The sequence below is a fragment of the Pantoea sp. Fr-CA_6 genome, from assembly GCF_024520895.1.
Classification (GTDB): Bacteria; Pseudomonadota; Gammaproteobacteria; order Enterobacterales; family Enterobacteriaceae; genus Pantoea; species Pantoea agglomerans.
The window spans coordinates 473,944-494,632 of the sequence record NZ_JALNPO010000001.1; the positions used below are offsets into that span (position 1 = coordinate 473,944).

Sequence of the window (20,689 nt, forward strand, 5' to 3'; positions counted from 1 at the left end):
TGTTCCTTACGCCGCAGTGGTCTGTTTTTCATAGAGGAAATGCAGCACTTTCTGTCGCAACTGGTGGTAGCGCGGCTCATCCGCCAGCGCCACCCGTGAACGCGGACGTGGCAGATCAACAGTGAGGATCTCGCCAACCTGCGCCGCCGGGCCATTAGTCATCATCAGCACCCGGTCTGACAGCAGCACGGCTTCATCCACGTCATGGGTAATCAGCACGATGGTGGTGTTCAGCTCCTGCTGAATGCGCATCACGCTGTCCTGCAGATGAGCGCGGGTTAAGGCGTCCAGCGCGCCAAACGGCTCATCCAGCAGCAGCACGCGTGGCTTCATCGCCAGCGCCCGCGCAATACCGACGCGTTGCTTCATACCGCCGGATATTTCGCCGGGCCGCTTGTGCATGGCATGGCTCATCTGCACCCGGTTAAGGTTGTGCTCGATCCAGTCACGCATCTCCGCTTTGCTGAAGCGCCCTTTAAACACCTGTTGCACCGCCAGCTCGACATTCTGAAATGCCGTCAGCCACGGCAGCAGCGAATGGTTCTGAAACACCACCGCGCGCTCCGGACCGGGGCCAGTGATTTCGCGGTTATCACACAGCAGCACGCCGCTGCTGGGCCGGGTTAAACCGGCAATCAGGTTCAGCAGCGTCGATTTGCCGCAGCCGGAGTGGCCGATCAGGCTCAGGGTTTCCCCTTCGTGAATATCAAAACTGACATTGTCCAGCGCCAGAAACTCGCCGCTGGCGGTGGCAAAACGCTGGCTGACCTGCTGGACGCGAATGATCTGTTGCATCGTGCTCTCCTTATTTGTCCCAGCTAAAACGACGGACCAGCAGCATCAGCCCCTGTTCCAGCAGCAGCCCGATTACGCCGATGACCAGAATGGCGACCAGAATATTTTCCACGTTGAGGTTGTTCCACTCATTCCAGATCCAGAAGCCGATGCCCAGTCCGCCGGTCAGCATTTCGGCGGCGACGATCACCAGCCAGGCGATGCCGATAGAGAGACGGACCCCGGTCAGCACCGCGGGCAGCACGGCGGGCAGCAGGATCCGGCGCATCACCGTCCACTCAGAAAGCTGTAACACCCGCGCCACGTTGAGGTAATCCTGCGGAATACGCTGTACCCCTTCGGCGGTGTTAATGATCATTGGCCAGATCGAACAGATAAAAATGGTCCAGCTGGCGGCAGGCTCGGCGCGCTGAAACAGCAGCAGGCCAATCGGCAGCCAGGCCAGCGGACTCACCGGCCGCAGCAGGGCGATGACGGGATTGAACATCTGCGCCATAAAGCTAAAGCGACCGATTAAAAAGCCCGCCGGAATGCCGACCAGCGCGGCCAGGCCGAATCCAATGCCGACGCGTTGCAGCGACGCCAGCACGTTCCAGCCGATGCCCTGATCGTTGGGGCCGTTGCTGTAGAACGGGTCAGCGAACAGGACCTGAGCGGCCTGCCAGGTGGCGTAAGGCGAAGGGAAACCCGGTTGCGACAGCGCCGCGATCTGCCACACCAGCAGCATTAATAACAGGCCACCGGTGGCGGGAATGGCGCGCTGCAACAGCGGACGCAGACGCGCCGGACGGGCTGCGGCTTTCGGGGTGACCTGTAACGGAATAACGGTGGCACTGTTGTGACTCTGCACCGGCTGCGCCAGGGGGGCGCGCGCGTCAGTTTTCATAGCAACCTCTCTTAACGTTTGATAGCGAAACTGGCGGCATAGGCGGCAGGATCGCTGCCATCCCAGACCTTGCCGTCGATGAAGGTACTGCTGCGCATTTCACTGGCGGGCAGTGCAACCTGTCCGACTGCGCTGGCGGCCTGTTTGTAGATGTCGATGCGGTTGATCTGGCGCGCCACCGCGAGGTAGTCGGGATCGCTGGCCAGCAGGCCCCAGCGTTTCATCTGGGTCAGGAACCACATGCCGTCTGAGAGCCAGGGAAAACTGACGTTGCCGTTGTCAAAGAAGCGCATCGGGTGAGCGTCCTGCCACGACTGCCCCAGGCCGTTCTGATACTGACCGAGCATCCGACCCTGTAACGTCTCCACTTTGGTATTGATCCAGGCGCGGCCGGCTAACACCTGCGCGGTTTCGCGGCGGTTGTCGTCCGAGGCATCAATCCAGCGCGCGGCCTCCAGCACAGCGGCGGTGAGTGCACGGGCCGTGTTGGGGTTCTCTTTCACCCACTCTGCGCGGGTGCCGAGCACTTTTTCCGGATGCTCCGGCCAGATCTGCTGGCTGGTGGCGGCGGTAAAACCGATGTTGTCGCTGATGGCGCGCTGGTTCCACGGCTCACCAACGCAGAAGCCGCTCATGTTGCCAATTTTCATGTTCATCACCATCTGCGGCGGCGGCACGACCACGGTGCGCACGTCATCAAACGGGTGGATGCCCGCATTGGCGAGCCAGTAATAGAGCCACATGGCATGGGTGCTGGTCGGAAAGGTATGGGCGAAGGTAAAGCTGCCTTTGGCGCTGCCATCAATGGCCTTTTTCAGGCTGGCCGCATCGGTGACCCCACTGGCTTTCAGCTGGTTCGACAGGGTGATCGCCTGGCCGTTATGGTTGAGCGTCATCAGGTTCGCCATGTCGTGCTGCGGACCCGCTACGCCCAGTTGCAGGGCGTAGATCATGCCGTAGAGCACATGCGCCGCATCCAGCTCACCGGAGGTCAGTTTGTCGCGCACCGCCGCCCAGCTCGCCTCTTTGCTGACCTGCAATGTGAGACCATACTTTTTGTCGAAGCCTTTCACAGAGGCCATCACCACCGGCGCGCAGTCAGTGAGCGGGATAAAGCCGACCCGCACCTGCGCTTTTTCTGGCGCATCTGATCCCGCTGCCCAGACCGCATTTCGTAATCCCGGAACGATCCAGGCCGCACCCAGCGCGGCGCCGGAGATCAGCGCCTGACGTCGTGTCAGTGAAAATGGCGTTTTGCTCATCTTGTTGCCCCTGAACAGAAATAAAAAAAGGCGTCCTCCGACAAGCCGAAGCCTGCGGATGGACGCCTTTATCCAAAGCACTGACCCCACCGCCATTGGCGGGAGCAATGCGTACTCTCTATAGGGATTAAGCAAAGGATGTGCCAGATCGCCGAAACAGCCTTAATGCCGATCTGCGGTGACGCACTGTTGAAAAATTAACCGTTTTTGCACGTTTCTGACGCAGATCACGCACAAAGGTTGTGCAGCTACCTCATCCGGGTTAGTTGCTCAGGGTCTTCGCTACCGCCAGTACCGCCTGCGCGATCTCCAGTACCCGCTTATTCTGATTCATCGCACTTTTGCGTAATGCCTGCCAGGCGGCCTCTTCTGTGAAACCCTGCTGCTGCATCAGCCAGTGTTTGGCCTGATCGATCACCCGCCGCTCGTCCAGTGAGGCGCGCATCGCCGCCAGTTCATCCGCCTGCTGCTGCAAACGCTGCGACTGTTCGCCAATCAGCGATAGCACCGAGCGCCCCAGCTGCGGGGCCAGACCGTCGCTGTCGAGCGCCGCCGCGCCAGGCAGCCAGTCCGCCCCGGAGACGTAAAGCGAAAAATTGCTGTCGCCCTGCACCACTGTTCCTGCCGCCTGCTGTTGTGCCTGATCAATGGCAGCCCGGCAGCGCTGCATCAATGTCGCCGTCAGGGCATCCTCCAGCATTTTCATCTGATCCAGCCGCTCAGAGAGCAGGGAAAACCAGTGCAGCGCGCCGGTCTCATCACAACGGCCGCCGGTGCAGGCGATGCGACGAAGGCGTTCGATGTCGCGGCTGGCCTGAGCCAGCGGCTGCCAGGATTCACACGCGGCGCTGTCAGCAAACTCCCGGAAGGTGATAAAGCTCTGCTCCTGTGCCGCAATCAGGGCGACCATCTGGCTGCGCTGGTCGGGGGTGAACTGACGCGCCGCAAAGCCGGCTGAGCCGATGGCCCGCTCCTGCCCGGCCAGTTCTTTGCCCTGCATAAAACTGAACAGGGCGATCAGTGCACGGGAGATGCCGGGATAGCTGGCGGTGTCGGCCGCCTCAAACACCAGATTGAGTAAAGTACGGATAACCTGGTTAAAGGCGGCCATCGCCGCGGCCTGATCAAGCTCACGCTGGCTGATTTGCTGGCGCAGCGCAGGCAGTCCGGCCAGCGCCTGCAGGGCAGCGGCAATCAGGTTGCAGAAGCGGCTGTAGCCGGGCTGCGCTATGGCGGCCGGCAGCGCCTGATAAAAATGCTCCAGGCCGGCGCTGACCTCCTGCTGGCGGGCATGACGTTCGGCGCTGAACAGCGCTCCGTCAGAGCAGATCCAGAGATTGTTTGCGCCACGTTCCCGCTGCAACCGATGGACCAGTTCACTGACGGCAGCCATCAGCTCGCCGGTTTCCAGAAGACGTTGCAGGCTGGCGATATCGCTCGCGCGTGATGCCTGCAGCCAGGTCAGGGCGTCCCTCATTGCTCACCTCAGTGCGGTTAAAACCTTTCAGAAGCAAAAGGCGTGCCGCTTTCCGGAAAAAAGAGGGTCTGAGCAGGGGCGTAAAATCTGATTTTGATAAGTTTCTTAACGCAAACTGATAAATTTTTTCGGCAACAAGTTATTAGTAAATCTTAATAGTTTCCAATCGGATTCATTGCATGTCAGAATGCGCGGCACTGTTCTCAACCGGTTTGTCTCTGCGATAATTCAGTTCGATTTAACTATCACATTACCTGGCGCTTTTCTTATACCGAAACCCGCTCGTAAAGCGCCTGCTATCACGCATCAGCAGCGGGTGCAATGGTTTGAATTCTCAAAAGTCTTAGGTAAACTGAATGCGTTACTATCCCGATGTAATCTGACCCTTTTTTTAAAAACAGAATTTCGGCACGATGCGGCGCGATAAAGATCGCCTCCTGGCATCGGGCCTGGCAATATGCAGATACTTTGATGAGATCACGAGGAACATGGTGAAAAAGAGTCTTGCGTTAACGCTGCTGGCGGTTCTTACCCTGGCAGGCTGTAAGGCCCCGCCGCCGCCCGTCACTGACGATACGCTGGTCACCAGCGAAATTAACGGCGTCAAACTGGTCCATCGACACGCTGTCGCGGCACCGACTGAATTTGAGCCGGTCAATCAGACCTGGCGGGCGCTTTATGGCGCATCCGTCATGACCTCGCCTGATTACGGCGGCAAAGTGGTTCGCTATCTCGAAACGGGTAAACCGTTCGAAGTATTAGGTAATGTGGAACACAGCTGGCTGGCGATTGCTGACCAGGCTGACGGCCCGCTGATCGGTTATGTGCCATTAAAAGCGGGTGTAGAGAGCAGCCGTTACGATGCCACCGTGCAGAGCGATCGTCCCCGTCCCCGCAAAACGAAACAGGTCTGTGTGGCCGTCGGCGGCGCCAGCAAAGCCTGCCGGACTAACGATACCGCGACCTGGATCTTAGACTGAATATGAAATCCGGCGCATATTGCCCGCAGAACCGTCCCGGGCTGCGGGTACAGGGATTTGCCATTGGCTGGAAGATCACGAATTAATGACTGTGGAATCCCCTGCGCGTGAGGCGACCCCCTCAGGCAATGAGAATCTCTTACTTCAGGCTGCGGCGCCACTGCTGAACGCGGTGGTGCAAATTCGTCAGGCAGCCACCCACGATGACCCTGCGGGTCTGCGCCAGTCTCTGATCGATGAAATCCGCCAGTTTGAACAACGCTGTAAACAGGCAGGGCTGCCGTTTGAGATGATTATCGGCGTGCGTTACTGCATCTGCAGCGCGCTCGATGAAGCGGCAGCGCAAACCCCCTGGGGCACGCGCGGCGTCTGGTCTGGCAACGGCATGCTGGTGACCTTCCATAATGAAAGCTGGGGCGGCGAGAAATTCTTTCAACTGCTGTCGCGCATTTCACAAAGCCCGCAACAACACCTCTGGCTGCTGGAAGTGGTGCAATACTGTCTGCTGCTGGGCTATGAAGGCCGCTATCGCGGCAGTGAAAATGGTCGCGCCCAGTGCGATGGTATCCGTAAACGCCTGAAAACCCTGATTGACGAAACGCGCGCCCAGCGCCAGACAGCGCAACCGCCACTGGTTGAAGTGCATCCGCTGGTGAGCACCCTCGCCCGCCCGATGGTGCCGCTCTGGGCCTGTGCCATGCTGGTCGCGCTGATCGGCTGCCTGATCTACAGCGGCCTGAACTGGCGTCTCGGCAATGCCGCCGAACCGTTGCTGCGTACTATCTATCAGACGCCGCTGCCGCAGATTACCGCGGGCCGTCGTCCCTCTTCCCCGCAGGCGCTACTCGATCTGCGTCAGCGCCTGAATGATGTGATTGCAGCCGGGCAGCTTGAGGTCAGCGATGGTGCCTTTGGCAGCAAAGTGATCATCCCCGCGGACAAACTGTTCGCCGAACAGGGCACGGTGATCAATCCGGTGGGGCGCGCCCTGCTGGCCCGCGTCTCAACCGCAATGAAAGATGTCAAAGGGACCATTCTGGTGTCGGTGTTTACCGATGATCATCCGGTGGATAACAGCCGCTTTGCCTCCAGCTATGAGTTCTCATTTGCCCGCGCCCGCGCCATTACCCAGTTGTTACAACTGCAACTGGCTGACGGCCATACGGTTCGCTCCGAAGGCCGCGGCGACAGCGACCCGCTGCTGCCCAACGACAGCAGCGAAAACCGGACCCGCAACCGCCGCGTTGAAATCACCCTGTTTGCCGCGCCTGAAACGCTCAGTAATCATCAAGGAGCACAATAATGCGCGCCTCCCTTCGCCTGCTGCTAACGCATCGCCTGCTGTGGAGCTTTATTGGCGTCACGGCGCTGAGCTGTCTGGTCTGGATGTTGGGGCCGTTCTGGTCATGGGGCGAATCGCGCCCACTGGAACCCGTGCTGCCTCGCCAGCTCACCGTGAGCGCCCTCTATTTTCTCTGGATCCTGTTCCAGCTGATCCCGTCGCTCTATCGTGCCTGGTTCAACAGCCGCTTACTGACCCAGCTTCAGCTGTCGGGCAACGACGACCCGGCGGAACGTCAGATGACCGAAGAGCGGCTCAACCAGCGCTTCAGCGAAGCTGCGATGCAGCTGAAACGCACCCAGTTTGGCCGTCGTCACAGCGGGAACCTGCTCTCACGCTTTAACGCTAATTATCTCTATCAGCTGCCCTGGTACCTGGTCATGGGTGCGCCCGGCGCCGGTAAAACCACCGCACTGTTTAATGCCGGCCTCGATTTCCCGCTGACCGATACGCTGGGCAAAAATGCGGTTCGCGGCGTCGGGGGCACCCGCAACTGTGACTGGTGGTTTACTGACAGCGCGGTGCTGATTGATACCGCCGGTCGTTATGCGTTGCAGGAGAGCCAGCGCGTGCGAGATGCCGCGGAATGGCACAGTTTTATCAATCTGCTGAAACGCTATCGCACCCGCCAGCCGATTAACGGTGTGATCATGACCATCAGCGTCGCCGATCTGCTGAGTGATTCAGCCGAAGCGCGTTTCGCCCAGGCCAGCGCGCTGCGAGAGCGCATGGCAGAACTGCATCAGCAGACCGGTATTCACTTCCCGGTTTATGTGATGGTCACCAAAACCGATCTGCTGAAAGGCTTTATGAGCTACTTCGGCTCGATTGATAAAGCGCGGCGAGATGCTATCTGGGGCTTCACGTTTAACTGGGAGCTGGGCAAGCCGCACAAAGATGACTGGCATCGCCATTTTGGCCAGCAGTTTCAGCGGCTGGAACAGCAGCTCCAGCAACAACTGGCGGAGCAGATGACCCATGAGCGCGACCTGAACGAGCGCGCTGAGTGCTTCCTCTTCCCGCAGGAGTTCGCCTCGCTGCGTCCACTGCTGAACGAATATCTGGATATCGTTTTTTCTGACCATCAGGATGCGGTCGCCTGGAGCCCGCGCGGCCTCTTCTTCACCAGCGGAACGCAGGAAGGCCTGCCGTTTGATCGGGTGATGGGTGAACTGAGCCGCAAACTGCAGTTGCGTCAGGCGGGCGATCACTCGATTGCGGCCTGGGACAGCGTTAATCGCAACAGTCCGATTCCCGGCAACAAAGGCCAGAGCTTCTTTATTCGTGACCTGCTCAGCGATCTGATATTCAAAGAGAGCGGCCTGGCCGGCAGTAATCGCCGCTGGGAGTACCGTAATCAGCTGTTCCACTGGATTGGCTACGGCGTGCTGGCAGGCGCCCTGCTGATCGCCTCCAGCCTGTGGGGCATCAGTTACTACCAGAATCAACAGTATCTGCAGCAGGTTGCCGCACGGGTACCACTTATCCGTGAGCAAAGTCAGCAGGTGATTCATCAGCCTGCTGATAATATTTTTGATCTGCTACCCTTTCTGAATAACCTGGTGAAGTTGCCGCTCTCGGCGCGCTTTTCCCTCGATAATCCGCCGCTTACTATGCGGGCGGGCTTATACCGGGGTAATCAGATCAGCGATGCCGCCTGGGTGCTTTATCAAAATGCGCTTAAGTCTTTGTTGCTGCCGCGTGTGGCGCAGCAGATCACGAATATCCTGCGCAACGACCCGGGTGATGATAACGCCTACAGCCGCAATGCGCTGCGCGCCTATCAGATGCTCTATCAACCGCGTAATTATGATGGCGAGTTTTTACGGGCCTGGCTGCTGCAAAATTTACAGCGCTCCCTGCCCGATACGGTAAGCGCCCGCGACCTGCAGCAGCTTGACTGGCACCTGAGCCAGCTGCTGGATCAGCAGATTCAGTCGTCGCCTTATGCACGTGATAATGCACTGATGATGCGCAAGCTTGCAGAGAATCTGAAAATTGCGGACCAGGCGGGCGGCATGCTGGCGGTAGCGCCGCGGCACCCGGCCCCGCAATCAAACTCGCATAGCGAGTAATGGTGAGGTGAACATGGCTGCTTACACGGCCCCCGGCTGGTATGGCAAGCTGCCGTCGACCGGTGACTTTCTGCACCATCGACTGAGCGAGCAACAGATTAGCCCGTGGAATCACTGGTTCCAGCAGGGATTAATGCACTGGCATCAGCAGGCGTATTCCTACAGCGCGGACTTTCTCCACGCGCCGGTGTGGAACTTTGTGCTGCCGGTTACCGCGACCCGACCGCAGATACAGATGGGTTGTCTGCTGCCCTCCTGTGACCGCGTCGGACGCGCCTGGCCGCTGCTGGCCCTGCACAGCTTCACGCTGGCTCAGTGGCATCCTGCTCAGCTGACCATTTCCGGCGACTGGTTTCAGGATCTGGGCGCGACACTGTTACGGGCGGTTCAGACACCGCTGAACGGCGAGCAGTTAGAGCAGCAGATACAGGCTTTGCCACCGCTGCTGGTGCCGGCCAGGAAGCCCTCTGAAATCATGGATGTGATCGGTTTTCAGGATCTGCCCTGCACGCTGAGCTGGCGTGAAGTGGCTGAACGTTTCGACCCTCAGCAGCATATGAGCTACTGGTGGAGTAACCGCAGTGATGGTTTTGCCCACGCGACCCACAAGCACAGCGGCAACCTCACCGCGCAACTGTTTTCGTTACTGTTTAACCCGGCGGCAGGTTCACAGCCGGGACGTAATGGCCTCTATCCTCCGATGTTCGAGTGAGGCCGGAAGCGTTTGCCGTTCAATCTGGGATAACTCATGCAATTTACCATTGTGCAATGCACTACGGATGTTCCGGTCAGAAGCGTCGCGTTTCAACCGCCTGGCGGTACCATTGGCCGCAGTCAGGACAACGATCTGGTGCTGCCAGATGAGACTCGGGCCATTTCGCGTCTGCAGGCGCTGGTTCACCTGTCGCATGACGGAGAGTGCCGTCTGACGAACCAGGGCAGCGTGACCCCGGTGGAGCATAACGGCATTACCCTGGGTCGCGGCATGCAGGTCGTGCTGAAGCATGGCGATGCGCTGCGCATCGGTGACTATGCGCTGGAAGTACGAGACCCCGCCTGCCACGACACGCAGAGCGATCCGCTGGCGCTGTTTGCTGGCGACAGCGCTCAGCCCGCGAATCCGCTGGGCATTCACGAACATCATGAGGTTGAGGACCGGCTGCTGGTCAGTGAGGTCACGCCCTCACGCCACGAGCGCCACAACGATGCGCGACTGGCTATCGACCCCCAGGCCAGCGAGCCGCGTCGGGCGCTGACGGCGCAGCCGGTGGATCAGGATCGGCTGATCGCCGCACTGCTGGAGGGGATGGGGCTGAGCAACGGTCACGCCACGCCGGTGGATGAAGAGCAGATGCGCATTACTGGCCGGATGCTGAGCCTCTTTTCCCAGGGCACTGTCGCGCTGCTCTCTTCGCGATCCATTCTCAAGCGTGGTGTCAAAGCGGACATGACGATGATCCTGAATGAGGCCAACAATCCGTTCAAGATCCTGCCCTCCGGCAAAACCGTGCTGATGCAGATGTACCAGAGCCAGATGCCCGGGTTTATGCCGCCGGAACAGGCGGTACGCGATGCCCTGGTCGATTTGCAGGCCCACCAGCTGGGGATGATTGCCGGTATCCGCGCCATTATTGCGGCGATGCTGCAATCCTTTAATCCGCAGCGGCTGGAGGAGCAGGCGCGTGCCGATGGCGTGGTGTCAAAAATGCCCTTTTCCGCCATGAAGAAGGCGGCGCTGTGGGACTACTTCACCCGTAATTATCAGCGTACGGCCGGAGAGATCGAAGATGATTTCCATACGCTGTTTGGCGAGGCCTTTCTCCATGCCTATGACATGGAGGTGAATCAGTATAAGGACTCTCAGACGCGGGTAGATGAACCATGAAAATCGTTTTTGCCAGCCGCTGCCAGCAGGGGCTACGCGATGAGAATCAGGATCGCACCGGCGCAGAGCTGGATGAGCGTAAAGCCTGCTTTGTGGTCTGCGATGGCGTGGCCGGTCTGCCCGGCGGCGAGATGGCGGCACAGCTGGTGCGTGACACCCTGCTGAGCCAGTTACAGGCGCACGCCGACCTGACGCCGGAGATAACCCATCAGGCGATTGAACAGTGCCGCTTAGCGCTGCATGAGGCACAGGGTAAAAATCCGAAATATTCACGCATGAGCACCACGCTGGCGGCCCTGTTTATTGACCGTGAAAAACAGCGCGCATGGTGGGCGCATGCCGGTGACAGCCGGGTTTACCACTTCCGCCGCGGCGTGCTTCATGAGGTCACTCGCGATCACAGTCTGGCCCAGCAGCTGAAAGAAGCGGGCTATGAAAATACCGGCATTAACAGTAATTTACTCTATAATGCGCTCGGCGCTGAACCGCCTCGCTTAGTAAGCTTTTCGCAGGAGATTGCGCTGGAGGATGGCGACGTGTTTCTGGTCTGCACCGATGGCTTCTGGCTGAATCTGGCCAGTCATGAAATGGAACAGGCGCTGCGCATGGTGAATGCCTGCGAAGAGTGGCTGGCTCTGATGGAACAGGCGGTGAGCCGCAACGTTAAGAAAGATAATCTCAGCGCACTGGCGGTCTGGATTGGTGAGCCGGAGGAGGCAACGCTGCTCTATTCACTGGCTGATTCGGCGCGCTTTCTGCCGCCTCGTTTTTGATTCCAAGGATCCTTATGAAACTGTGGTTGCCCGGCATCATCACCCTGCTGATTGCCTTTCACGCCCAGGCTGAAAATTATCGGGTTGTTTACTCCCCCAGCCTGGCGCTGGAGGTCTATATCGATAATGTGGTGAGTAAAGCGCCTGACGACTGGTGCAAAGAGACGCTGCCACTGCGCATCGTCTCCGGCAAAAGTAAGGATTCGGCGGTGCTGACCACCTTTTTACCGCGCGTCGGCACCCTGCTCGCTAATCAGTGCGGATTACTGGACGAGCTGCCCTGGCAGATGACCAGTAAAGAGGGTGGCGTACTGGCCAGCGGCAGCGCCAGTAAGCTGCAGAACTGGCGTCCTATCGTGATGGCAGATGCCACCGCCAGCGCCAGTGAGAGTAATGCTGCACCGCTTGACCTGTCTCGGCCCGCCAACAGCACGCCGCTGCAACATTTTGATCTCCCCAGCGGCTGCCATTTTCGCACCGCCTGGGATGAAAATGCCCAGACCCTGTTTATCCCGGATGTCAGCAAGCAGCAGTGCTCACCGGATGGCTGGGCAGAAGGCAAAAGTGAGTTGATGCTGGCGACCCCAGACCACCCAACGCCGGTGGCAGTCACCTTTTATCAGGGCTATCCCATCGCCAATCTGACGATCCCGGACAGCAAGCTGGAGGTTATCGCCGCGAACAATCAGCGCATGATTGTGACACGCCCGGATGCGAATGATAGCTGGCTGGTGCTGCCCTTTGATGCCAAACAACATGTCTGGCGCTTCAATGGTGCCCTGTTGATAAAGATGGATAAGAATGCTGCGCAGCAGGATGCTGACGCTGTGAAATCGCGAGTTGATACGTTGCGCAGCCACTGGGCGCCCTATTTCATGCCACAGCAAAAAGTGAATGTGTTACTCATCGACACCCTGCACGCGGATCTGGTTGATCCTGCCATTGGTGCCTGGCGTAACATCAATTAATTATCGCGCAGCCTGGCGAGCAGGCCGTGTACAGAGAGTTCACTATGTCGGCAAATGATAATCCGAAAACCGTTCCGAATGCCCTGCCTGACGGATACCGTTTCAATGAGTTTGAGATCAAGGAAGTGATCGGAGGCGGCGGCTTCGGCATCGTCTATCGCGCGTGGGATCACCAGCTTGAACGCACTATTGCAATCAAAGAGTACATGCCGGTGTCGCTGGCAGTCCGTGCCGCCGATTTAACGCTGGAGCTGCGCGGTGAGCGTTTCCAGAAGCTGTTTAATGCCGGGCTCACCAGCTTTATTCAGGAAGCGCGTCTGCTGGCTCGCTTTAATCATCCGGGACTGCTGCACGTGCTGCGCTTCTGGGAGCAGAACGGCACAGCCTATATGGGCACGCTCTACTACAGCGGTATGACGCTGAAAGAGTGGCAGGTAACCAGCCCGGCGTCGATCACTGAAGCCTGGATCCGCCGCCTGCTGCCGCCGCTGTTGGGTGCCATCAGCACTATCCATCAGGCCGGCTATCTGCATCGCGATATCTCGCTCGACAATATTCAGATTCAGGAGAACCAGCTGCCGGTTCTGCTCGATTTTGGCTCGGCGCGTAAAGAGATTGGCAACCTCTCTGACGAAACGGAAATCATGCTTAAACCTGGCTTTGCGCCGATTGAGCAGTACAGCGAAGAGGGTGAAGTTGAACAGGGGCCGTGGACCGATATCTACGCCCTGGGCGCGGTGCTGCATAACCTGATTACCGGTAATCCGCCGCCGGTCAGCGTGGTGCGCTGCATTGAAGATAATTATCAGCCGCTGGTGGAACGCCAGCCAGAAGGCTACTCACTGCCGCTGCTGCATGCCATTGACTGCGCGCTGGCAATGAAGCCAGGCGATCGCCCACAAACGATTGATGCCTTTGCCGCGTTGATTGATCTGCCGGTCAGTGATGTGGAAGCGGTGGTAAACAGCTTCCCGGTGCCGGGCGAGTCGCCTGCTCTGCCGGTCGAGGAGCCGGTGGAGGCTGCTGCGCCGGTGGTGATGGCGATGAATCATGCCGCCGCCTCCGCCGAGCCGGTGACGCCGCGCACGGTGCGTAAACTGTCGCCTGGATTGCTGGGTCTGGCTGCCGTGGCTATTCTGGCCGTGGTTGTCGCCACCTGGCTGGCGAATCGCCACAGTGCCACACCAGAGGTGGTTAACAACAGCTCAGCCATGACGCAGGCGCCCGCATCAATTCCGTCAGCCGCTGCCGTTCCGGCCGCGCTGGCGACCGTCTATCTTAAGCTGGAGAGCGGTGAAAGCGTGGTGCTTAACGGACAGCCGGTCGAGGTAAAACCGGGCAGCAGTGGATTTGCCGCGCTGAATCTGGCGGCGGGACAGTACAAAATTGATGTTAAGAATGGCAGTGAGACGCACACACAATCCCTGACCATCGATAAGCCCGGCACCTGGCTGATTAATCCGGGTAACTAAGCCCGGTAATCCGCAGCCGGATCGTAAAAGGGCGCGACAGTGTCGCGCCCTTTTACTCTGCTTATGCCCCGGTTCAGGCCTGCTTCAGACAGGCTTGCTGCAGTGTCCGCACCTGATGGGCCAGCCGGCTCAGACTCTCCTCCTCCATGCCGCGCCGGGTCAGCTCCTCTTCCAGAGCAAACAGATATTGCGCATTCGAGCCCAGCGGGCCGCTGGCCGCAGCAATCAATGGCGCAATCGCCTCCGGGCAGGAGTCCGATTCATACAACGGATGACGCGGATCCATAATAAAGGTCAGCGCAGTGACGCTGCGACCATCCTCCAGCTGTAATTCACACCAGGTTGGAAGATAGCAGCCAGTGATCATCTCACGCTTCCACAGCAGCGCCAGCTCTTCATGCAGCCGTTCTTCCGGCAGACGAAACGCCAGACCCGTGGTTCTGCCACCCTGCTTCAGCGCCAGCATGCGGCCGGGATGCGTGGCGGTGCCACGTCCGGCAATCAGCCGCAGGCAGAAAGCACGGTGCCAGCCCTCCAGCGAACCGGACGCCACTTCATCCGCCTCAAAAATCGGGTTCCACATCAGCGAGCCGTAACCAAAGATCCATACCGGGCTGTGATCGGGACGACAGGCCAGCGTGGCTGCCAGCGAGGCCGCGCGCTGCTCGCAACTCCAGAGCAACGCCTCTTCGATATCCCCGAACGACGTTTTACAATCCGCTTTTAATAGAAATTCCCGGGTAAGCAATGCGACCTCCTCAACATCAACGGCGTCCTGCAGAATGGCTCCTGTAACATGATCTCCAAAACGGCGCTGCGTTTCGTTCATCAAATTGACATTAATCTATTTCCGCGCGGGGTTACAAGCGTGATTCCGGTCGCAGGTTAAAAAAAACCAGATAAACCTTATAGCGAAGATGAAAAAAAGGGCCAGATAATCCTGGCCCTTTGGCGTGAACAGGCTAGCGACGGCGTTAACGTTTAGGATGCCACTTATCGTCATCACCTTTCTCATACTCTTTCTTTACGGCTGCCCAGGCGACTTTGTGCGCCACCTCTTCCCGCGAATCATCGCCCCGTCGATCCTTAGCCTCTTTATATTCTTCCCACGCGCTGTTAAATGCCTGCTGATAGATATCCTGCGCATGCGCGGGAAGCACGTGTTTTACGTTGTCAGGTAAGTCGGTTCGTTTAGAGTAAGGCATAACGACTCCTCAGTTTATGGATTCCTGTTAAGCCTGGCGCAACAGAATAAAAATACAAACAGCCACTTATCTCCCCTTCAAATTAAAAACCAGAAACAGTCGACACAAGTTACAATGATAAGCAGATTTTCCGGCATTTGACGGTCAGATAGGTGGGTAAAGAGAAATTGTTGTGGCCTGATTAATATTGCAATATTTGAGATAACTTCAGGTTAATACCGCTTCGACCATTTATTGCATTTAAGTAAAAAGCAGTAAATTTTTCCCGTTCGGACCGGTGAAAAGATAAACTGCGCCCTGCCCTAAAACTGATTATATTTCTAACAGCAGCAATCGCTGTGTCCGGATAATCATTAACCAGAGAGGATGGTGAATGCCTTCACATGAAAAAACACGTCACAAGGAATTCTCGCTGATACTTCCCCTTATCACGCTGGGTATACTCTATTTTTTTGGTGCAACCACATCATTTCCGATTGTAGTCGGTATCAACTTAGTGGCGCTGGTTGCCATTCTGAGCAGCGCCTTTAGCGTTGTACGACATGCCGACGTGCTGGCGCACCGGCTGGGCGAGCCCTATGGCTCTCTGATCCTGAGTCTGTCCGTGGTGATTCTGGAAGTGAGCCTGATCTCGGCGCTGATGGCGACCGGCGATGCCGCACCCGGGCTGATGCGCGATACGCTCTATTCGATCGTGATGATTGTAACCGGTGGACTGGTTGGCTTTGCGCTGCTGCTGGGCGGTAATAAGTTTGCGACGCAATACGTGAATCTGGCGGGCGTGAAGCAATATCTGATCGCTATCTTTCCCCTGGCGATTCTGGTGCTGGTGTTTCCCAACGCACTGCCGGGCGGTAATTTCTCTGTCACTCAGGCACTGCTGATCGCGGCGATTTCAGCGGCGATGTATGGCGTGTTCCTGCTGATTCAGACCAAAACCCACCAGAGCCTGTTTGTCTATGAGCATGAAGATGAGAGCGATGATGGCGACCCGCATCATGGCAAACCGTCTGCCCACAGCAGCTTCTGGCATACCAGCTGGCTGATCGTGCATCTGATTGCGGTCATTGCCGTGACCAAGATGAATGCTAATACGCTGGAAAGCCTGCTGACGGATCTGAATGCACCGGCACAGTTTACCGGTTTCCTGGTGGCCCTGCTGATCCTCTCACCGGAAGGCCTGGGGGCGATCAGGGCCGTGCTGATGAATCAGGTGCAGCGCGCCATGAACCTCTTCTTTGGTTCAGTGCTGGCGACCATCTCACTCACGGTACCGGCGGTAACCATTATCGCCACCCTGACCGGACAGGAGCTGATATTTGGTCTGGAGCCGCCGCAGATGGTGATTATGATGGCGTCGCTGATTCTCTGTCAGCTCTCCTTCTCGACCGGACGCACAAATGTACTGAATGGAGCCGCGCATCTGGCGTTGTTTATCGGTTATCTGATGACCATCATGCTGTAACGTCACCGGATTTCAGGCGAAAAAAAAGAGCGATTAATCGCTCTTTTTTTACTGCAAACTTATTTGCTGGTATCGAGTTCCGGGAAGCTTTTCACCAGATCGTCAATCGCTTTCATCTGCACCAGGAATGGCTCCAGCTTATCCAGCGGCAACGCGGATGGGCCGTCACACAGGGCGTGTTCAGGATCCGGGTGCGCTTCGATAAACAGACCGGCAATGCCGACCGCCATACCGGCACGCGCCAGCTCAGCCACCTGAGCACGACGACCGCCTGATGCTGCGCCAAACGGATCGCGCGTCTGCAGCGCATGGGTCACATCGAAAATCACCGGGCTGTTTTTGGTGACTTTCTTCATCACGTTAAAGCCGAGCATATCGACAACCAGATTGTCGTAGCCGAAATTGCTGCCGCGATCGCACAGGATGACCTGCTCGTTGCCACCTTCAGCGAACTTATCAACGATGTTGCCCATCTGACCCGGGCTGACGAACTGGGGCTTCTTGACGTTGATCACCGCGCCGGTTTTCGCCATCGCTTCCACCAGGTCAGTCTGACGCGCCAGAAACGCGGGCAGCTGGATCACATCAACCACTTCAGAGACCGGCTGCGCCTGGGACGCTTCATGCACATCAGTGATAATTTTGACGCCGAAAGCCTGCTTCAGCTCCTGGAAAATCTTCATCCCCTCTTCCAGGCCAGGGCCACGATAGGAGTGAATAGAGGAGCGGTTCGCTTTATCAAATGACGCTTTGAATACGTAAGGAATACCAAGCTTACTGGTGACGGTAACGTAGTGTTCGCAGATGCGCATCGCCAGGTCGCGCGACTCCAGTACGTTCATCCCGCCAAACAGCACAAATGGCAGATCGTTTGCGACTTTGATATCGCCAATACTCACGACTTTCTGTGTCATGCCCTTTCCTTTTCAGTGGGTCCGCTTAGTGCAGCGTGACCTGTTTTTGTTCGATTGCGTGAATCTGAACTTTGATCATTTCGCTGACCGGGTCTTCAGGACACTGCTCAACGAAGTACGTTAAATCATTCAGGGCGATATGTTCGCACTCCAGCTGCGCGTAGATCAAACCGCGATCGCGGATTTCGTAGGGATCGTCAGGATCGATACGCAACAGCACCTGACTGACATTCAGCGCCAGCTCCATCTTCTTCTCTTCCATCAACGCCGCTTTCAGCGTGTCGAGCATCTTGCGCATCACGGTGACGGTTTTGGCTTCGTCGAGATCGTCGTCATACAGACGCGCTGTCGGGCTGATATTGCCTTTGAGCCACACTTCCAGCGTGTGCCGGTCAAGGGTTTCGCCATTAAACGGGTTGATCATCCACTTATCGCCATCAATCCAGTCGGCGCGCAGAATCAGCTGCGTCGGGAAGATCACCGGCATCAGCGGCAGTTCCAGCTCGGCGGCGATGTGCAGCAGGATAACGCCCAGTGACACCGCCGTGCCACGACGGGTCTTCAGCACATTGTCGATCCAGAGGGCATCAGAAAGATTGTAGACGCCACTGGCCCCGCAAAATCCCCACTGGCGATAGAACAGTTCCAGCAGCTTTTCGAGCTGCATGTCAGCATCTTCGGTATGGCTGACATAGTCACGTGCTTCGGCGACTAACGCCGCAAGTTGTGCTTCCACCGACAACGCCGGGAAATCGGCGCGGATGGCAAGCGTGGCACCAATCACCGCTTCACACAGCGGTGTCTGGCTGAAATCTAATTGTTCGGTCGAGGTCATGCTATCCCCATAACGGCATTTTGGTCAGCGCCAGCTTAATGATGGCCACCAGGGCGATTAACGCTACCAGAAAAGCGATCCAGCGGGTGCGATCAGTGCGTGGACGGCGACTCAATGCCACAAATCCTAAGGCGATGTAGATGATAACCGCTAAAAGCTTCTCCGTCAGCCAGCTTCCTTGCGGTGTAAAGGGATAGAAGTGGGTAATCATCACCAGCGAGACGCCGGTCACCAGTAACAGGGTGTCGTTAGCGTGCGGCAGGATGCGCACCCAGCGTTTCGTCATCATTGCCGATCCACGGCGCAGCCAGTAAAACCGCAGCAGGAACAGCGTCACGGTAAGCACCACCGTTAAGATGTGCAGATTTTTAATCAGGGGATAAAAGGCGAACATCATGAATCCTTTTCAAAGCGCTTTTATGAAGGGAACTGGCCTAAGGTCACACGCGGATTGCCACCGTAATCATCGACGGTTTCCACGGCGTGATAGCCTTTTTGCCGCATCAGCGTGGCGACCGCCTCGCCCTGCTGCCAGCCATGTTCCAGCAGCAGCCAGCCCCCCGGCAACAGCCACGCAGGTGCCTGCTCGATCAGCGTGCGCAGATCCGCCAGTCCCGCTTCATCCGCCACCAGCGCGCTGCGCGGTTCAAAGCGCACGTCACCCTGCTCCAGATGAGCATCGCTGGCATCTATGTAGGGTGGGTTGCTGACAATGAGGGTAAAGCGCTGTGGCGTCAGCGCCTGGAACCAGTGACTGAGCAGAAAGGTGGTGTTGGTGAGGCTGAGCTGCTGCGCATTACTGTTTGCCAGCTCAACGGCGGCTTCAATGCGATCCACGCCGGTGACCTGACAATCGGGACGCTCGCTGGCCAGCGCCAGCGCAATCGCTCCGGTGCCGGTGCCCATGTCCAGAATGGTTGCCGGTGTCGCGGGCAGATGTGCCAGCGCCTGTTCAACCAGCAGTTCGGTATCCGGGCGCGGGATCAGCGTGGCGTCATTGACGCGCAATGGCAGCGACCAGAACTCGCGTTCGCCCACCAGATGCGCCACCGGCTCACCGCGGGCGCGACGCGCCAGCAGGCTATCCAGCTGCGTCAGCTGCTCATCGCTGAGCACCGTTTCATCAAAGGCGATTAACCAGCTGCGTGATTTGCCGGTCACAAAACCTAACAGGATCTCTGCGTCACGCTTCGGACTGTCACCACCGCACAGCGTGGCGACCGCCTGTTTCAGCCAGTGACGAATATCCATTAATCCTGACCAGCCAGCGCCGCCAGCTGATCGGCCTGGTACTCCTGAACAATCGGCTCAATCAGGCTGTCGAGTTTCCCTTCCATCACTTCATCCAGACGGTAGATGGTCAGGTTGATACGGTGATCGGTCACGCGGCCCTGCGGGAAGTTGTAGGTGCGGTTACGGTCAGAACGATCGCCGCTGCCCAGCAGGTTGCGTCGGGTACTGGCTTCGGCGGCGTGACGGCGGGCCATCTCTGCAGCGTGAATACGCGAGCCCAGCACCGCCAGCGCTTTGGCTTTGTTTTTATGCTGTGAACGTTCGTCCTGACACTCCACCACGATACCGGTTGGCAGGTGGGTAATACGAATAGCGGAGTCGGTGGTGTTAACGTGCTGACCGCCTGCGCCGGATGAGCGGAAAGTATCGATCTTCAGATCGCCCGCATTGATTTCCGGCAGTTCCGCTTCCGGGATTTCCGGCATCACGGCAACGGTACAGGCTGAGGTGTGAATGCGGCCCTGGGATTCGGTCTCCGGCACGCGCTGCACGCGATGGCCGCCTGACTCAAACTTCAGGCGTCCATAGGCACCTTCGCCGGTGACGCGGGCAATCACTTCTTTGTAACCGCCATGCTCGCCTTCGTTGGCGCTGATGATCTCCACGCGCCAGCGACGCGCTTCGGCATAGCGGCTGTACATGCGGAAGAGATCGCCGGCGAAAATCGCCGCTTCATCGCCGCCGGTTCCGGCGCGCACTTCGATAAAACAGGCGCGCTCATCGTCGGGATCTTTCGGCAGCAACAGAACCTGCAACTGCTGCTCCAGCACGTCACTCTTCTCACGCGCTTCCTGCAACTCTTCCTGAGCCATGTCACGCATTTCAGGATCGTCGAGCATCTGCTGCGCGGTTTGGATATCTTCCTGCACCTGCTGCCAGTCGCGGAAGCAACGGGTCACATCGGTCAGCTGAGCATATTCGCGTGACAGCGCACGGAAACGCTCCTGATCGGCGATCACGCCTGCATCGCCCAGCATCGCTTCCACTTCTTCGTGGCGCTCCTGCAGGGCTTCCAGTTTGGCAACTATAGAGGTTTTCATTTAAATGTGGGATTCCCGTAAC

Annotated in this window: 20 protein-coding genes; 9 read left to right on the top strand and 11 right to left on the bottom strand. The window is 57.8% G+C overall.

Annotation, left to right across the window (positions count from 1 at the left end):
- Positions 1-6 precede the first annotated feature (6 nt).
- From NR201_RS02250 to NR201_RS02265, 4 genes are all read right to left on the bottom strand, one after another.
- Positions 7-795, bottom strand: a complete 789-nt coding sequence (locus NR201_RS02250; RefSeq protein ID WP_010245808.1) for an ABC transporter ATP-binding protein — start codon at positions 793-795, stop codon at positions 7-9.
- Positions 796-805: 10 nt separating this feature from the next.
- Entirely contained in the window at positions 806-1,681 is an 876-nt protein-coding gene (gene ntrB, locus NR201_RS02255; protein ID WP_167422973.1) for a nitrate ABC transporter permease, read from the bottom strand.
- Between the two features lie 11 nt (positions 1,682-1,692).
- A complete protein-coding gene (locus tag NR201_RS02260) occupies positions 1,693-2,943 on the bottom strand; it encodes a CmpA/NrtA family ABC transporter substrate-binding protein (protein ID WP_010245814.1) in 1,251 nt (416 codons plus the stop codon).
- A gap of 262 nt (positions 2,944-3,205) precedes the next feature.
- Positions 3,206-4,420, bottom strand: a complete 1,215-nt coding sequence (locus NR201_RS02265; protein ID WP_010245817.1) for a nitrate regulatory protein — start codon at positions 4,418-4,420, stop codon at positions 3,206-3,208.
- A 488-nt stretch (positions 4,421-4,908) separates the two neighbouring features.
- Between NR201_RS02265 and NR201_RS02270 the strand changes: the two genes are divergently transcribed.
- From NR201_RS02270 to NR201_RS02305, 8 genes are all read left to right on the top strand, one after another.
- Positions 4,909-5,400 carry a hypothetical protein gene (locus NR201_RS02270; RefSeq protein ID WP_010245819.1) on the top strand — a complete coding sequence of 164 codons (492 nt, stop codon included), beginning with the start codon at positions 4,909-4,911 and terminating at the stop codon, positions 5,398-5,400.
- Positions 5,401-5,485: 85 nt separating this feature from the next.
- A complete protein-coding gene (gene icmH, locus NR201_RS02275) occupies positions 5,486-6,703 on the top strand; it encodes a type IVB secretion system protein IcmH/DotU (protein WP_256844171.1) in 1,218 nt (405 codons plus the stop codon).
- Positions 6,703-8,817: a type VI secretion system membrane subunit TssM gene (tssM, locus tag NR201_RS02280; RefSeq protein WP_033771588.1), complete on the top strand. Its 2,115-nt coding sequence runs from the start codon at positions 6,703-6,705 to the stop codon at positions 8,815-8,817. Before icmH ends, tssM begins: the two co-directional genes overlap by 1 nt.
- 13 nt (positions 8,818-8,830) lie before the next feature.
- The gene (tagF, locus tag NR201_RS02285; protein WP_010245828.1) at positions 8,831-9,529 is read left to right on the top strand and encodes a type VI secretion system-associated protein TagF; all 699 of its coding nucleotides are present in this window, start codon (positions 8,831-8,833) and stop codon (positions 9,527-9,529) included.
- 36 nt (positions 9,530-9,565) lie between these two features.
- The gene (tagH, locus tag NR201_RS02290; protein ID WP_010245831.1) at positions 9,566-10,702 is read left to right on the top strand and encodes a type VI secretion system-associated FHA domain protein TagH; all 1,137 of its coding nucleotides are present in this window, start codon (positions 9,566-9,568) and stop codon (positions 10,700-10,702) included.
- Positions 10,699-11,475 carry a PP2C family serine/threonine-protein phosphatase gene (locus tag NR201_RS02295; protein ID WP_256849329.1) on the top strand — a complete coding sequence of 259 codons (777 nt, stop codon included), beginning with the start codon at positions 10,699-10,701 and terminating at the stop codon, positions 11,473-11,475. The genes tagH and NR201_RS02295 overlap by 4 nt, the downstream gene beginning before the upstream one ends.
- A 14-nt stretch (positions 11,476-11,489) precedes the next feature.
- Complete coding sequence (locus tag NR201_RS02300; protein ID WP_010245838.1) at positions 11,490-12,443, top strand: hypothetical protein; 954 nt, start codon at positions 11,490-11,492, stop codon at positions 12,441-12,443.
- A 44-nt stretch (positions 12,444-12,487) separates the two neighbouring features.
- On the top strand, positions 12,488-13,915 hold the full coding sequence (locus NR201_RS02305) for a serine/threonine-protein kinase (protein ID WP_022625780.1): 1,428 nt from the start codon (positions 12,488-12,490) through the stop codon (positions 13,913-13,915).
- Positions 13,916-13,988: 73 nt separating this feature from the next.
- On the opposite strand, the gene NR201_RS02310 is transcribed toward NR201_RS02305, so the two are convergent.
- Both NR201_RS02310 and chaB read right to left on the bottom strand, forming a co-directional pair.
- On the bottom strand, positions 13,989-14,663 hold the full coding sequence (locus tag NR201_RS02310; RefSeq protein ID WP_164480396.1) for a gamma-glutamylcyclotransferase: 675 nt from the start codon (positions 14,661-14,663) through the stop codon (positions 13,989-13,991).
- Positions 14,664-14,889: 226 nt separating this feature from the next.
- Positions 14,890-15,120: a putative cation transport regulator ChaB gene (gene chaB / locus NR201_RS02315; protein WP_010245846.1), complete on the bottom strand. Its 231-nt coding sequence runs from the start codon at positions 15,118-15,120 to the stop codon at positions 14,890-14,892.
- A 373-nt stretch (positions 15,121-15,493) separates the two neighbouring features.
- Between chaB and chaA the strand changes: the two genes are divergently transcribed.
- Positions 15,494-16,585: a sodium-potassium/proton antiporter ChaA gene (gene chaA / locus NR201_RS02320; RefSeq protein WP_010669990.1), complete on the top strand. Its 1,092-nt coding sequence runs from the start codon at positions 15,494-15,496 to the stop codon at positions 16,583-16,585.
- A 59-nt stretch (positions 16,586-16,644) separates the two neighbouring features.
- Here chaA and kdsA read toward each other — a convergent pair whose 3' ends face one another.
- Genes kdsA through prfA form a run of 5 tightly spaced genes read right to left on the bottom strand, consistent with a single transcriptional unit; the run spans position 16,645 to position 20,667 of the window.
- Positions 16,645-17,499: a 3-deoxy-8-phosphooctulonate synthase gene (gene kdsA / locus NR201_RS02325; RefSeq protein ID WP_010669989.1), complete on the bottom strand. Its 855-nt coding sequence runs from the start codon at positions 17,497-17,499 to the stop codon at positions 16,645-16,647.
- A 25-nt stretch (positions 17,500-17,524) separates the two neighbouring features.
- Positions 17,525-18,334 (bottom strand): invasion regulator SirB1, encoded by an 810-nt coding sequence (gene sirB1 / locus NR201_RS02330; protein WP_010669988.1) that lies wholly within the window; start codon positions 18,332-18,334, stop codon positions 17,525-17,527.
- A gap of 1 nt (position 18,335) precedes the next feature.
- Entirely contained in the window at positions 18,336-18,728 is a 393-nt protein-coding gene (locus NR201_RS02335) for a SirB2 family protein (RefSeq protein ID WP_022625782.1), read from the bottom strand.
- Positions 18,729-18,751: 23 nt separating this feature from the next.
- Positions 18,752-19,585, bottom strand: coding sequence for a peptide chain release factor N(5)-glutamine methyltransferase (gene prmC / locus NR201_RS02340; protein WP_256849330.1), 834 nt, complete (start codon positions 19,583-19,585; stop codon positions 18,752-18,754).
- Positions 19,585-20,667, bottom strand: coding sequence for a peptide chain release factor 1 (gene prfA, locus NR201_RS02345; protein WP_033786145.1), 1,083 nt, complete (start codon positions 20,665-20,667; stop codon positions 19,585-19,587). The genes prmC and prfA overlap by 1 nt, the downstream gene beginning before the upstream one ends.
- Between the last annotated feature and the right edge of the window lie 22 nt (positions 20,668-20,689).

Coding starts and splice junctions, on each gene's coding strand:
- NR201_RS02335 (WP_022625782.1), bottom strand. CDS start 18,728: ATGTTCGCCTTTTATCCCCTGATTAAAAATCTGCACATCTTAACGGTG.
- NR201_RS02300 (WP_010245838.1), top strand. CDS start 11,490: ATGAAACTGTGGTTGCCCGGCATCATCACCCTGCTGATTGCCTTTCAC.
- tagF (WP_010245828.1), top strand. CDS start 8,831: ATGGCTGCTTACACGGCCCCCGGCTGGTATGGCAAGCTGCCGTCGACC.
- ntrB (WP_167422973.1), bottom strand. CDS start 1,681: ATGAAAACTGACGCGCGCGCCCCCCTGGCGCAGCCGGTGCAGAGTCAC.
- NR201_RS02265 (WP_010245817.1), bottom strand. CDS start 4,420: ATGAGGGACGCCCTGACCTGGCTGCAGGCATCACGCGCGAGCGATATC.
- sirB1 (WP_010669988.1), bottom strand. CDS start 18,334: ATGACCTCGACCGAACAATTAGATTTCAGCCAGACACCGCTGTGTGAA.
- NR201_RS02270 (WP_010245819.1), top strand. CDS start 4,909: ATGGTGAAAAAGAGTCTTGCGTTAACGCTGCTGGCGGTTCTTACCCTG.
- NR201_RS02250 (WP_010245808.1), bottom strand. CDS start 795: ATGCAACAGATCATTCGCGTCCAGCAGGTCAGCCAGCGTTTTGCCACC.
- kdsA (WP_010669989.1), bottom strand. CDS start 17,499: ATGACACAGAAAGTCGTGAGTATTGGCGATATCAAAGTCGCAAACGAT.
- tagH (WP_010245831.1), top strand. CDS start 9,566: ATGCAATTTACCATTGTGCAATGCACTACGGATGTTCCGGTCAGAAGC.
- chaB (WP_010245846.1), bottom strand. CDS start 15,120: ATGCCTTACTCTAAACGAACCGACTTACCTGACAACGTAAAACACGTG.
- prfA (WP_033786145.1), bottom strand. CDS start 20,667: ATGAAAACCTCTATAGTTGCCAAACTGGAAGCCCTGCAGGAGCGCCAC.
- NR201_RS02295 (WP_256849329.1), top strand. CDS start 10,699: ATGAAAATCGTTTTTGCCAGCCGCTGCCAGCAGGGGCTACGCGATGAG.
- NR201_RS02305 (WP_022625780.1), top strand. CDS start 12,488: ATGTCGGCAAATGATAATCCGAAAACCGTTCCGAATGCCCTGCCTGAC.
- prmC (WP_256849330.1), bottom strand. CDS start 19,585: ATGGATATTCGTCACTGGCTGAAACAGGCGGTCGCCACGCTGTGCGGT.
- icmH (WP_256844171.1), top strand. CDS start 5,486: ATGACTGTGGAATCCCCTGCGCGTGAGGCGACCCCCTCAGGCAATGAG.
- NR201_RS02260 (WP_010245814.1), bottom strand. CDS start 2,943: ATGAGCAAAACGCCATTTTCACTGACACGACGTCAGGCGCTGATCTCC.
- tssM (WP_033771588.1), top strand. CDS start 6,703: ATGCGCGCCTCCCTTCGCCTGCTGCTAACGCATCGCCTGCTGTGGAGC.
- chaA (WP_010669990.1), top strand. CDS start 15,494: ATGCCTTCACATGAAAAAACACGTCACAAGGAATTCTCGCTGATACTT.